The sequence below is a fragment of the Thalassospira lohafexi genome (assembly GCF_002844275.1).
GTDB classification, from domain to species: domain Bacteria; phylum Pseudomonadota; class Alphaproteobacteria; order Rhodospirillales; family Thalassospiraceae; genus Thalassospira; species Thalassospira lohafexi.
In genome coordinates this window covers 68,680-81,965 of the sequence record NZ_NXGX01000006.1, presented here as the reverse complement: position 1 = coordinate 81,965, position 13,286 = coordinate 68,680, and the positions used below count along the sequence as shown (strand labels likewise).

At 54.9% G+C, this 13,286-nt stretch carries 12 protein-coding genes; 9 read left to right on the top strand and 3 right to left on the bottom strand.

Annotation, left to right across the window (positions count from 1 at the left end; all coding sequences use genetic code 11):
- Positions 1 to 248: 248 nt before the first annotated feature.
- From purM to COO92_RS15325, 7 genes are all read left to right on the top strand, one after another.
- Positions 249 to 1,322 (top strand): phosphoribosylformylglycinamidine cyclo-ligase, encoded by a 1,074-nt coding sequence (gene purM, locus COO92_RS15355; protein ID WP_101303506.1) that lies wholly within the window; start codon positions 249 to 251, stop codon positions 1,320 to 1,322.
- The gene (gene purN / locus COO92_RS15350; RefSeq protein ID WP_101303504.1) at positions 1,310 to 1,993 is read left to right on the top strand and encodes a phosphoribosylglycinamide formyltransferase; all 684 of its coding nucleotides are present in this window, start codon (positions 1,310 to 1,312) and stop codon (positions 1,991 to 1,993) included. Before purM ends, purN begins: the two co-directional genes overlap by 13 nt.
- Positions 1,994 to 2,499: 506 nt before the next feature.
- Complete coding sequence (locus COO92_RS15345) at positions 2,500 to 4,146, top strand: arylsulfatase (RefSeq protein ID WP_101303502.1); 1,647 nt, start codon at positions 2,500 to 2,502, stop codon at positions 4,144 to 4,146.
- 81 nt (positions 4,147 to 4,227) lie between these two features.
- The gene (locus COO92_RS15340; protein WP_101303500.1) at positions 4,228 to 5,226 is read left to right on the top strand and encodes an HAD family hydrolase; all 999 of its coding nucleotides are present in this window, start codon (positions 4,228 to 4,230) and stop codon (positions 5,224 to 5,226) included.
- A 73-nt stretch (positions 5,227 to 5,299) separates the two neighbouring features.
- On the top strand, positions 5,300 to 6,283 hold the full coding sequence (locus COO92_RS15335) for a formylglycine-generating enzyme family protein (protein WP_206186421.1): 984 nt from the start codon (positions 5,300 to 5,302) through the stop codon (positions 6,281 to 6,283).
- 67 nt (positions 6,284 to 6,350) lie between these two features.
- Entirely contained in the window at positions 6,351 to 6,737 is a 387-nt protein-coding gene (locus COO92_RS15330) for a hypothetical protein (RefSeq protein ID WP_101303498.1), read from the top strand.
- Between the two features lie 81 nt (positions 6,738 to 6,818).
- On the top strand, positions 6,819 to 6,947 hold the full coding sequence (locus COO92_RS15325; protein WP_028791851.1) for an aa3-type cytochrome c oxidase subunit IV: 129 nt from the start codon (positions 6,819 to 6,821) through the stop codon (positions 6,945 to 6,947).
- A gap of 65 nt (positions 6,948 to 7,012) precedes the next feature.
- Here COO92_RS15325 and COO92_RS15320 read toward each other — a convergent pair whose 3' ends face one another.
- Complete coding sequence (locus COO92_RS15320; RefSeq protein ID WP_101303496.1) at positions 7,013 to 7,576, bottom strand: P-loop nucleotide/nucleoside kinase family protein; 564 nt, start codon at positions 7,574 to 7,576, stop codon at positions 7,013 to 7,015.
- A gap of 395 nt (positions 7,577 to 7,971) precedes the next feature.
- On the opposite strand from COO92_RS15320, the gene COO92_RS15315 reads away from it, so the two are divergent.
- Positions 7,972 to 8,109 (top strand): aa3-type cytochrome c oxidase subunit IV, encoded by a 138-nt coding sequence (locus COO92_RS15315; RefSeq protein ID WP_022734237.1) that lies wholly within the window; start codon positions 7,972 to 7,974, stop codon positions 8,107 to 8,109.
- Between the two features lie 90 nt (positions 8,110 to 8,199).
- On the opposite strand, the gene ndk is transcribed toward COO92_RS15315, so the two are convergent.
- The gene (ndk, locus tag COO92_RS15310; RefSeq protein ID WP_022734236.1) at positions 8,200 to 8,622 is read right to left on the bottom strand and encodes a nucleoside-diphosphate kinase; all 423 of its coding nucleotides are present in this window, start codon (positions 8,620 to 8,622) and stop codon (positions 8,200 to 8,202) included.
- Between the two features lie 410 nt (positions 8,623 to 9,032).
- On the opposite strand from ndk, the gene COO92_RS15305 reads away from it, so the two are divergent.
- On the top strand, positions 9,033 to 10,949 hold the full coding sequence (locus COO92_RS15305) for an ABC-F family ATP-binding cassette domain-containing protein (RefSeq protein WP_101303494.1): 1,917 nt from the start codon (positions 9,033 to 9,035) through the stop codon (positions 10,947 to 10,949).
- 98 nt (positions 10,950 to 11,047) lie between these two features.
- On the opposite strand, the gene COO92_RS15300 is transcribed toward COO92_RS15305, so the two are convergent.
- The gene (locus tag COO92_RS15300) at positions 11,048 to 12,982 is read right to left on the bottom strand and encodes a diguanylate cyclase domain-containing protein (RefSeq protein WP_101303492.1); all 1,935 of its coding nucleotides are present in this window, start codon (positions 12,980 to 12,982) and stop codon (positions 11,048 to 11,050) included.
- Between the last annotated feature and the right edge of the window lie 304 nt (positions 12,983 to 13,286).

The window sequence follows — 13,286 nt, the reverse complement described above, 5'->3', positions numbered from 1 at the left end:
CATATTGTCCGCGTTTGAGTATTTTCGGGCCAGCGGAAATTATCAAGCCCGCGTTTTTTATCAGTAGGACTGAGTTATATCTGGTTAAAGGCGTCAGTAAGGCGGATTGGTCAAACAGCAGCGTTGCAAACTGCGACCCGGACCGCAAGTGACACTTGAATATCGGGCCTGAAGTCAGAACGTACTGATGAAAAACGCGGGGTCGCCCGCCCGTTTATCATGCATGTTTGCTGCCAAGGATCCCTGAAATGACCTCCTCCAATGGCCTTACCTATAAGGACTCCGGTGTCGATATTGATGCCGGGAATGCCCTTGTCGATCGTATCAAACCACTGGCAAAGGCAACCTCGCGTGCGGGTGTGTCCGGTGGCCTTGGTGGATTTGGCGCGCTGTTTGACCTTAAGGCGGCGGGCTATAACGATCCGGTACTGGTCTCCTGCACCGACGGGGTTGGCACCAAACTCAAAGTCGCCTTTCTGGCCGACAAACACGATACCGTCGGCATCGACCTTGTCGCCATGAGTGTCAATGACCTTGTCGTGCAGGGTGCCGAACCGCTTTTGTTCCTTGATTACTTCGCAACCGGCAAACTATCCGTCGATAATGCTGCGGATGTTGTCGCAGGTATTGCCGAGGGCTGCAAACAGGCGGGCTGTGCCTTGATTGGCGGCGAAACCGCTGAAATGCCGGGCATGTATGCTGACGGCGAATACGACCTTGCCGGTTTTGCCGTCGGGGCGGCCGAACGTGGCGAACTTCTCGATGGCAGCACCGTTGCCGAAGGCGACGTTATCCTTGGTCTGGCCTCAAGTGGCGTGCATTCCAACGGCTATTCGCTGGTTCGCAAGGTTGTTGAAAAGGCTGGCCTTGGTTACGCCGATGATGCCCCGTTCGCACCGGGCAAAACCGTTGGCGAAGCCCTTCTTGAACCGACCAAGATTTATGTCAAAAGCTGCTTGGCCGCGCACAAGGCCGGTCTGATCAAGGCCCTTGCCCACATCACGGGTGGTGGCCTGACCGAAAACGTTCCGCGCGTTCTGCCCGAAAACCTGACGGCTGTCTTTGACGCCAGCACGTGGGAGTATCTGCCGATCTTTAAATGGCTCGGTGAACAGGGCGGCATTCCGGCCATGGAAATGGCGCGCACCTTTAACTGCGGCATTGGCATGTGCGTCGTGGTCCCTGCCGATAAGGCCGACGAAGCCGAAACATTGCTGCGCGAGCACGGCGAAACTGTCAGCCAGATCGGTTTCATTGGCCCGCGTGCCGGTGATGGTCCACAGGTCGTGATCAAAAACATGGCCCGTTCATGGGAAAAGTAACCAACGGCAAAAAGCTGAAGCTCGCCGTTCTGATTTCAGGCGGCGGGTCGAACCTGCAAGCCATCCTTGATGCCTGCAATGCGCCCGATTACCCCGCCGAAGTCGTGCTGGTCTTTTCAAACCAGCTTGATGCCGGTGGGCTTGACCGGGGCCGCCGTGCGGGCATCCGGGCCGAGGCCATCTCGCATAAGGGATATGATGGCGGTCGCGAAGCCTACGATGCGGCGGTCAGCACCCTGATCGAAGAATCTGGTGCCGATCTTGTTGTCTTGGCGGGCTATCTGCGCTTGGTCAGTGACAGCTTCGTCACCCGCTGGAAAGACCGGCTGATCAATATCCATCCATCCCTTCTGCCAAGCTTTAAGGGCCTTGGCGTTCATCAGGCCGCCCTTGATGCCGGGGTGAAATTTGCCGGATGCACCGTGCATTACGTCGTGCCCGAAGTCGATAGCGGCCCGATCATCGCACAGGCCGTCGTCCCGGTTCTTCCCACCGATGATGCAGGCAAACTGGCCCAGCGTATCCTCAAACAGGAACACAAGATTTACCCGCAAGTCATCCGCTGGATCGCTGACGGGCGCGTTTCTGTCGATGCCAAGGGCATTGTCACGGTTGCCGACGCCAAAACACTTGAAATGGCCGACATCAATCCGGTGCTAGAACCCGGATGAAAGAACCCGTGGCGGGCGATCCGCAAATGGTTTTAGCCAGCAAGGGGTGAACGAAAGTTTGCCCCTTTTTCTTTGGCCAAACCATCAAACACAGCATGACCTCCCGCAAAGGCTGTAACAAAAATTTCGACTACAAATTACAGTTTACATCTTGCTAAGCTATTGCCGAGCCCCAATAATCAACTAAGAGGCTCCATTAATTGCAACGATCAACGGGGTAGAAACATTATCTTGTAAGCGGTTCCTGATCTATTCCCGTTCAATCGGCAAGGGCTAACCGTTCTGTATTCCTGAAACTCCGATCCCGCTTTCAGGACATATTACCAAGATTTTGCAATGACCTACCATGCCAGGGAATGCCGAACCCAAAATGGGATTCGACCCGCAGCATTCAGGCAATAACCGCATCGCTCAATTGGAAACTCAACGCTCTCTTTAAGGGAGCACGAGCAAAAGGGAGGCGTATCGCCCCCGTTTCAAGCGGACAAAAAGGGAGCTAATCAGCTATGCAATCGAAAATCACCGCAGGGTTACTGGCAGCAGGTCTTGCCTGCACCACCCTGCCCGGCTTGGCATTCGCACAAGATGCGAAAAAGCCAAACATCCTGTTTATTGTTTCCGATGATACCGGCTATAGCGATACCGGCCCGTATCTGGGTGGTGAAGCGCGCGGCATGCCAACCCCCAATATCGATAAACTGGCTGACGAAGGCATGATGTTCACATCCTTCTATGCACAGCCAAGCTGCACACCGGGACGCGCCGCCATGCAGACCGGCCGCATCCCGAACCGTTCGGGCATGACGACTGTTGCCTTTCAGGGGCAGGGCGGCGGCCTTCCAGCAGCCGAATGGACGCTTGCTTCTGTCCTTAAAACCGGTGGCTACGATACCTATTTCACCGGCAAGTGGCATCTGGGTGAAGAGGATTATGCCCTTCCCAATGCTCAGGGCTACGACATCATGAAATATGTCGGGCTCTACCATCTCAACGCCTACACCTATGCCGACACGACGTGGTTCCCCGACATGCCTGACGATCTTCGTCAAATGTTCATCGATGTCACCAAGGGTTCACTGTCGGGCAAGGCCGGTGAAAAACCGACCGAAGATTTCAAAATCAATGGCCAGTATGTTGATACCCCGGACAAGGGTGTGGTCGGCATTCCCTATTTTGACGGCTATGTCGAAAAAGCCTCTATCGAGTTCCTCGAAGAAGCGGCAAAGAAACCCGATACGCCTTTCTTCATCAATGTGAACTTCATGAAGGTTCATCAGCCCAACCTTCCGCATCCCGATTTTGAGCACAAATCGATTTCCAAATCGAAATATGCGGACTCTGTGGTCGAACTTGATGCCCGCATCGGGAACGTCATCAACAAGCTCGACGAACTGGGGCTCAAGGACAACACCATCGTCTTCTGGACTACCGACAACGGCGCATGGCAGGACGTTTACCCGGATGCCGGTTATACGCCGTTCCGTGGCACCAAGGGCACCGTGCGCGAAGGTGGCAACCGCGTCCCGGCCATCGTGCGCTGGCCCGGACATGTTGAACCCGATACCAGAAGTGCCGCTGTTGTTGGCGGTCTTGACCTGATGGCAACATTCGCCTCTGTCGCCGATATTGAGCTGCCTGAAAATGACCGCGATGGTAAACCGATCATTTTCGACAGCTATGACATGACCCCGGTCTGGGAAGGCACTGGTGAGTCTGACCGTGAAGCCTGGTTCTATTTCACCGAAGATGAATTGACCCCGGGTGCCGCACGCGTTGGCCACTACAAGGCTGTCTTCAACCTCCGCGGCGATAACGGTGCCACCACCGGCGGTCTGGCGGTTGACTCCAACCTTGGCTGGAAAGGTGCTGAAAGCTATGTCGCCGCTGTCCCGCAGATCTTTGATATCCTTCAGGATCCGCAGGAACGCTACGACATCTTCATGAACAACTACACCGAACGGACCTGGTACCTGCCGGTGATCAACAAGGAAGTCGCGGAACTGATGAAGACCTACATCAAGTATCCGCCACGCAAAGCACAAAGCGAAGTCTATACCGGCCCGATCACACTCAGCCAGTATCAGCGCTTCAATTATGTGCGCGAGGCCTTGGAAAAAGAAGGCTTCAACATCGGCCTTCCAAGCGGAAACTGATCTCATGAAATGACACGTCCGCCCCGTTGCAAAGCGGGGCGGGCTTTGCCGTGAAAATTTGTTTCTGAAAGGACTTATCCCATGGGTTTCAAGTCAGTTTTACATATTTTGGGCACTGCCATCCTGACACTCGGCCTCTCGGCAACAGGCGCTTTGGCCCAATCCGATCCGCTTTCCTCATGGAATGAGGGCAAGACAAAACAGGCAATCGTTGACTTCGTCACCGCGGTCACCACCGACGGCAGTGCCGATTACGTGGTCCCGGCCGACCGGATCGCCACCTTTGACAATGACGGCACGCTCTGGAGCGAGCAGCCGATGTATGTCCAGCTCGCCTTCGCACTCGACCGCGTCAAGAAAACGGCCCCCGACCACCCGGAATGGAAGGATACCGAACCCTATAAATCGGTTCTTGCCGGGGATCTAAAGGGTCTGGCCGCCACCGGTGAAAAGGGCGTTCTCGAACTGGTCGCCGTCACCCATGCCGGCATGACCAGCGACGAATTCACCAAAATTGCCTCTGACTGGATCGCAACGGCCAAGCACCCCGAAACCGGCCGACTATATACCGACATGGTCTATCAGCCGATGCTTGAGCTGATTGACTATCTTCATGACAATGATTTCAAGGTCTTCATCGTGTCGGGCGGCGGCATTGAATTCATGCGCCCCTGGACCGAAAAGGTGTATGGCATTCCGTCCGAACGGGTTGTCGGCTCCTCGATCAAAACCGAATATAAGGTGGTTGACGGCGAACCGGTCATCACCCGTCAGGCGGCCCTTAACTTCCTTGATGACAAGGAAGGAAAACCGATCGGCATCCTTGGCCATATCGGCAAACGCCCCATTGCCGCCTTTGGCAATTCGGATGGCGATTTTCAGATGCTGCAATGGACGACGTCCGGGGACGGAAAACGGTTTGGCCTTATTGTCCATCATGACGATGCCGACCGCGAAGTCGCCTATGACCGCAAATCGGTCTTTGGCAAACTCGACAAGGGTCTGGACGACGGCCCGAAACTGGGCTGGACCATCGTCAGCATGAAAAATGACTGGAAACAGATCTATCCCGACGACTAAGCTACAACCGGAAAAGTGATCGCCCCACCACTCATCGCAACCAGCCAAAGATGCCGGTTTGGGAGAAGCCCCCTTGAAAATACTCTACGCAGGTTCTGCTCTGGCGGCTGCAGTTTTACTGACCGCAGTCGCCTTTTGGTTTTCCTCTGACGATGACAGCTTTGTGCGTCTTGATGGCGGCACGTTCCAGATGGGGTCTGATCGCCACTATCGCGAAGAGCGCGCGGCCCATCAGGTCACCGTCGGGCCGTTCGAAATCCAGAAAACCGAAGTCACAAACGCCGAATTCGCAGAATTTGTCGCCGAAACGAACTATGTCACCACCGCCGAACAGGATCTCGACCCGCAAAACTATCCGGGGGTAGCTGCCTATTTGCTCAAGGCAGGCTCGATGGTCTTCGCCCAGCCGCCAGACACAGTTGATACCAACGATTTTCGCAAATGGTGGCGCTATGTTGCCGGGGCGAACTGGCAACATCCCACTGGGCCCAAAAGCACGATTGACGGTCTGGAAAACCACCCCGTTGTTCAGATATCTCCCGAAGACGCGGCGGCCTACGCCAAATGGGCCGGCGGGCGTCTCCCGACCGAGGCCGAATGGGAATTTGCCGCACGCGGCGGACTGAATGATGCCGACTATACATGGGGCAAGGACTACGATCCGTCTCAGGGCTGGAAAGCCAATAGCTGGCAGGGAAAGTTTCCCAGCACCGACACCAAGGATGACGGCTATCACGGCACCGCCCCGGTTGGTTCCTACGTCGCCAATGGCTATGGCCTGTTTGATATGGCAGGCAACGTCTGGGAACATGTTTCAGACTGGTGGGTCCCGTTCCACGCGACCGGCGGCAACAAAAACCCGCAAGGCCCCGATAAGGCAACCGCGGCAACCTATGCCAACCCGGCCTTTGGTCCCATGCATGTGGTTAAGGGCGGATCATGGCTTTGCGCGCCATCCTATTGCCTGCGCTACCGCCCCGCCGCCCGCCAACAGGCCGAAACCAGCCTCAGCACAAACCACATCGGGTTCAGGATTGCCCGGGATATCCCAAGCTAAATTTCCCGCTAAACTCCAGACCACCAAGAACGACCGGTATGGACGGCTATCAACAAAAGGCCCCACGATGAAGACCCCCGCTTACCCCGTGATCCTTGGCATCACGCTGCTATCGCTTACCCTGCCCGCGACCGCCCTGTTAACCACCCTCTTGACCACCACGGATGCCCACAGTGCAACGTGGCGCGAAACCAAATGCGCGCTCTATCAGGACAACCGCGATCAAACCCGTGCGGCCATGCCCGCAAACGCAACCAGTGATGCGTTCAATCAGCAGGAAGACGCCTTCATCGCATCGGGCTGCACGGAACGCATTTACGTCTGCCCGCACAGCAAGGCTGAACTTGCTTACGCCAACCTGATGTCGATCAAAATGATGAATGCTGGCGCGACCGGGTCGTTCCTGCCCTTTGTCTGCGAAGGCGGCCTTCAAACCGATCAACCAACGCAATGATATCTTGAGTTAATTGACATCTTGCACTGCATCAACTTGATGGATATACATTTGAAAAATCCCAAAACGCAGGAGGCAAGTTTGCAGGGTAAAGATTACGAACTGACCGAAACCCACGTTGATATCTATAACGGTTTCACCGTCTTTATGAAGTGGGGCACCCTTTCAGTGATCGGCGTTCTGATCCTGATGGCCATCTTCCTGCTGTAATCTGCCACCACCGGCAGAAATCCAGATGTTTAAAAGCTGCCGTTTACCGGCAGCTTTTTTGTGTCTCACATGATGTCGGTCTGATAGGGGACAGTCTTAAACCCTTCCGCATCAGATGGCGGCTCAAACCATGCTGAAATCTGATGAAACTGCGCATCACTGGCGGCAAACTGATGCGCGCCTGCCTGATTGCGCGCCCGCAGGCGCTGCATGCAAATGTCTTCTGGCAGATTAAGGTAATGCAGCCTGTGATCGGCCCCAACTTCGTCAAAAACATCGCGCATCCAGCAGCGCAGCTTGACGGTATTGGCCGGAAAATCCAGCACCACCGAAAGCCCTGACATCAACAGCATACTGATGTGCGGCCCCATCACCCGGCGCAGTTTTTCCGATACCGCGACATAGTCGGCAACCGAGTGCATCTGATCGCCAAAAAGTGTCGAAAGCCATTCGTCTTCCGCGATCAGGATGGTGCCCGGTTTTCGCGCCAGCTCAGCGGCCAGTGTTGATTTCCCCGCCGCAATTTTCCCGCACAGCATATGCAAAACAGCGGGCGCTTGATCAGCCCCGTTTAAGGGGCGTCGCCCGTTTACGGTTCGTCGGTGTGGTTCTGAAACGGAATGTCGCATTGGTCATCTCCCATGTTCGACAGGCCGGGAGACAGCCATAAAAAAACCCGCCTCTCCGGCGGGTGGATCTCATTTGGTCAAAACGTCCCTACCCCGCCATCCTATGGTTGGCGGTAAAAATTCGTGCATCGGTACGGGTCACAACGTTTTCCATCACAAAATCATGGCACACCCCTTCTGTCATGTCCAGCGGGGCCCAAGGTGATGGGTAAATGGTGACGGGTGAAAGATAATAGCGCAGCGCACAAAAAGAACACTCATACAAAAGATATTCACCCCAGAGTTAAATCACGCTAGAGTTTCCGAGGTGCCGTGCGCGATCACCGTGGCGTACGGGCATAAAGTCCGCACAAAGCATCAAACAATCGGACGTAAACAACGACTGGGAGGAACCAATGCAAGGAAGCGACTACGACACCAAACTGGTCGAAGACCATCAGCACGGCTGGGAAAACTGGACCAAATTCATGCTCTGGAGCGTGCTCTCCATCGCAGTTCTGCTGCTTTTGATGGCCGCATTTCTGATCGATTGATCGAACCTGCCAAACAGACACAAAAAAACGCCCCGCAAATCTGCGGGGCGTTTTTGTATCCGGAAGAACCGGAATTTCGTCTTTCGACGCTTAGCCGACGATTTCGGTCTGCGCGAAGAAATAGGCAATTTCGATTGCAGCATTTTCAAGCGAGTCCGAACCGTGGACCGAGTTCGCTTCGATGGATTCTGCAAACTGTTTGCGAATGGTGCCTTCCTCGGCATTTGCCGGGTTGGTTGCGCCCATTACTTCACGATACGTGGCAACAGCGTTTTCGCCTTCAAGCGCCTGGACCACAACCGGGCCAGAGATCATGAAGTCTACCAGCTCGCCAAAGAACGAACGTTCTTTGTGAACTGCGTAGAAACCTTCAGCCTGAGCGCGGGTCAAAGCGACACGCTTCTGCGCAACAATGCGCAGGCCAGCTTCTTCGATGACGGCATTGATTTTGCCAGTCAGATTGCGGCGCGTTGCGTCCGGCTTGATGATCGACAGAGTGCGTTCGACAGCCATTGGTTTCACCTAGCTACTTAATAAAAAATGGGACCCAAATCGGGCCTGCAGAAGATAAAGGAACTATACATAAGAATTCCCTTATCATCTACAGACCCAAAGGTTGGCGCTATATAAACGGGCTTGGATCGCAACGCAACACATAGTTCTACCCACGCAATCCAGACCTGCGGTTGGTGCATTCACCCATGTGGCGGCGCAAAAACGCCCAAAAACCCGTAAAACTGCGATTTTCTATCGGGTTATGCTGCGCCCATTCCCCTTGGAACACACATGGTTACATTTTCAAGAATCCTTGCGTCCAAGCGCTTCCTGCCCTATTGAGGGCACAGAATTCCTTGCGATTCTCCGAAATCGCATAAAAACCGCACCAAACCCAACTCAAAATACTCAAGAGAACGACCGATAAAATGCTCCAAATTACCGACCTGACCTATCGCATCGGCGGCCGTGTCATTCTTGACCAGGTTTCCATGACCATTGCTGACGGACATAAGGTCGGCCTGATTGGACGCAACGGTGCGGGCAAATCCACACTGCTGAAACTGATTTCCGGCGAACTGGCGACCGATGGCGGCGATGTCCGCCTGTCCAAGCGCGCCCGCATGGGTGTTGTCTCGCAAGAAGCCCCCGCCGGAAGCCGTTCCCTGCTTGAAACCGTTCTGGCCGCGGATACCGAACGGGCATCCCTTCTCGAAGAAGCCGAAACCACCACAGACCCTAACCGCATTGCCGAGGTTCACACCCGCCTTGCCGATATTGATGCGCACACCGCCGAGGCACGCGCCGCATCGATCCTTTCGGGTCTTGGTTTTGATGGCGATGCCCAGAAACGCGCCTGCGATGATTTCTCGGGCGGCTGGCGGATGCGTGTCGCCCTGGCCGCGACCCTGTTCCTTGGCCCTGATCTTTTGCTGCTTGATGAGCCGACCAACCACCTTGATCTTGAAGCCACCATCTGGCTTGAAAACTATCTGATCAATTATCCCGGCACCATCATCCTGATCAGTCACGACCGCGACCTTCTGAACCGGGTGGTCAAAACCATCGCCCATCTGCATGACGGCACCGTGACCCTTTATGGCGGCAACTACGACAAGTTTGCCAAGACGCGGCGTGAACAGCTTGAACTCGCATCCAAGCATTACGACAAACAAATTGCCCAGCAAAAGCACCTGCAATCGTTCATCGACCGCTTCCGCGCCAAGGCCAGTAAAGCCAAACAGGCGCAAAGCCGCGTGAAAATGCTTGAAAAAATGGGCCCGGCGATCCCGGTGGTCGAAGACCGCGGCATTTCGTTTGACTTCCCAAGCCCCAAGGAACTGCCACCGCCCCTGATCAACATTCACGAGGGCGATGTTGGCTATGCCGAAGGCAAACCGGTCTTGCGCAACATCAGCCTGCGCATTGATATGGATGACCGCATCGCGCTTCTGGGTGCAAACGGGAATGGTAAATCGACACTGGCCAAACTTCTGGCCGACCGTCTTGAACTGATGTCGGGTGAAAAGGCTTCATCGAACAAACTGCGCATCGGGTATTTTGCACAGCACCAGACCGATGAACTGCGCGGTGATGAAACCCCGTATCAGCACATGGCATCGCTGATGCCTGATGTCATCGAACACAAAGTCCGCGCCCAGTTGGGTCGCTTTGCATTCGAAGGCCAGAAAGGCGACACCAAGGTCAAGGACCTTTCAGGCGGCGAAAAGGCACGGCTTTTGTTTGCGCTGATGACCCTTGATGCCCCGCATATGCTGATCCTCGATGAGCCGACCAACCACCTTGATATCGACAGCCGCGATGCGCTGAACCATGCGCTCAACGCCTACGAAGGTGCGGTCATCATCATCAGCCACGATCCCTATTTGATCGAAGCCTGTGCCGATCGTCTTGTTCTGGTCGCCGATGGCACAGTCACCAGCTTTGACGGCGACGTTGCCGAATATCGCCAGTATCTTCTCGACCGTGCCCGCATGGAACGCCGTGCCAATAAAAACGGCGGCGAAGACGGCAACGGCAACGGGAATGGCGGCAAGGACGCCAAACGCGACCGTAAGGCCGAACGCCAAAAGGCGGCGGAAAAACGCAAAATCGCTGCCCCGGTCAAACGCGAAGTGCAAAAGCTCGAATCCGATATGGAAAAGCTGACCGCGCGCAAGGCCAAGATCGAACTCGATATGGCCGACCAGTCGCTCTATGAGGATGCCAATGCTGACAAACTTGCCAAAGTGCGTCAGGAACTCGCCAAACTCGAAAGCGACCTGGCCCAGATCGAAACCAAATGGATGGCCAAGCAGGAAGAATACGACGCCATGGTCGCCTGACCCGGTATCTTTATCCCTGCATTGACCCCATCAAAAAAACACAGGCTGGAGATTTCCAGCCTGTGTTTTTTAATGTGTTCCCCGGTCAGGCAAAGCCCCTAGCCCGATTTACGGATGCGCTTTTGCTTGTACATTTTGTCGTCCGCCAGCCCAAGCAACGCAACGGTTTCGGTTGAATCTTCCGGGAACATCGCAACGCCGATGCTCGCCCCGACCGAAATGCTTAAAGCCCCCATCTCCATCGGACGCTGCACCGATGCGGCGATTTTCTGCGCGACCCACTCGGCCTCTTCCTTGTTTTTGACGTCATCGGCAATGACGGCAAACTCATCGCCGCCAAGCCGGGCGACGGTATCGCCGGTGCGCACGGTATTTTTAATCCGCTCGCCAACCTTGCGCAGCACCTGATCGCCGACCTCGTGACCGTATCGGTCGTTGATCGGTTTAAACCCGTCGAGATCAATATACAAAAGCGCAATCGAATGGCCTTCGGTTTCGGAATGCCCACAGGCAACTTCAAGCCGGTCTTCAAACAGCAACCGGTTCGGCAAGCCGGTCAGCGCATCATGATTGGCCTGACGCCAAAGTTCCTGCGCATTTTCCATATGGCGTGAAATATCAAGCCCCATCTCAACGAAATTGACTTCGCTGTCGCCCGGATCGGTAATCGCGCTGATCACGACATTGGAATAGAAAAAGTCACCGCTTTTTCGGCGGTTGCGCACCTCACCTTCCCAAATGCCGTTGGCCCGTGCCGCCATCAGCATGTCCTCAAGCTTCTCGGCATCTTGCTGTTCGGCACGCAGGAACGACAACGGTTTGCCAATCGCCTCGTTGGGCAGATATCCGGTCATCGCGGTAAAGCCCGGATTGACCTTGGCGATGATCCCGTCCTGATCGGCAACCACCACGCTGTTTTTCGATGCGCGCAACACCTGTTCGGACAAACGCGCGTCGAAACTTGCCACCAGTTGACGCTGCCGGGTCCAGGCATATGCCGCACTGCCCACCGTAATCAGTAGGATAAAGGCGACCGTCACAATAACCAATGTGCCGCGTTGCGGGGAAAGAAGCACATCAAACACATCGCGCGGCAAATAGGTGCCGACATACAGGTTCAACCGACTGTCGGCTTCGCCGTCGCCGCCAAATATCACCGAAAGCGAACGGGATGTATTGCGCGCCAGAAACAGATCAGACGCATCAAGAAGCTGCACCGAATAAAACCCGGTATCGGTTTCAAAACTTTGCAGGCCAAGCCGCATGTTTTCCCATGCATTGGGGAACCGATCAGCAAAAACCCGCGCCGTCCCCGTCAGGTCCATAGCCCAGTTTTCACCACTCTGCCCGCCAAGGATCCAGTTGCCACCGTGATCAAGAACAAACGGTTTTGCCCCGTCAAGTGCCAGCGGCGCGATCACGTCATCCAGGATCGGGGCGGCACGCAAATTCAGGACAACCACCCCCTGACGGTCGCCAAACCGGTCAAACACCGGGGCTGACAGTCGGATCACCGGCTTGATCGGCTTTTCGATCTCGCCAAATTCCTGATTAAGATCAATGCCGGAAATATAAACAGTGCCGCGCGGTGCATTGTGCGCAAGATTGAAATACGGGCGGTTTGCCTTGTTCTGAAGATCCCGGCCGGGAACGGTATAGGGAATGCCACTGCCGTAATTCACCCGCACCGTTTCATCGCCATCATTGTCCAGATAACGGATCTGGTCGTAAATGCCCCGGCGCAGCGTAAACAGCTTATACTCGTCGGCAAGCTGCTCGAAACTCGCCCGCCCCTCAAGCACCGCCTCAAGGTTGGTACTTTCCGACAGGATCAACAGATCGGAAACAACGATATCAATCCGTTCCTGCAAGCTCGATATCGACTTATCGAGCGCGAACCGCTGATCATCGCCAATCGATTGTTCGCGCACAGACGTGCCATCCCACGCCAACAAGCTGACAAGAAGAAGAAACACCGCACTTAACGGTGCAAAACACACCAGAAACGACTTGATATGCCCGAGATTGATCATCGCTCATCCTGTCGAGTTATGGGACAGTCTGCCAAACAGACATCCTGCACAGTCGGGCAAGCCCCTAATGCGCAAGAATAGTTTGGCTATATCATACCCAAAATCCCAAAGACACAACACACAGCACGACCCGCCAAACAAAAAGCACTTAAAAATACTTCAATTTCAACAGCCAAGCGTATCCTGATGTTTCTGGAATGATTTGAAGGTAAGGACCTAGATATAGGTAATTTCCATGCAGATTACGACATCTGCTGACGGCATAACGCCGTTCAGATACCGCCCGCCTCCTGCAAACCGTGTT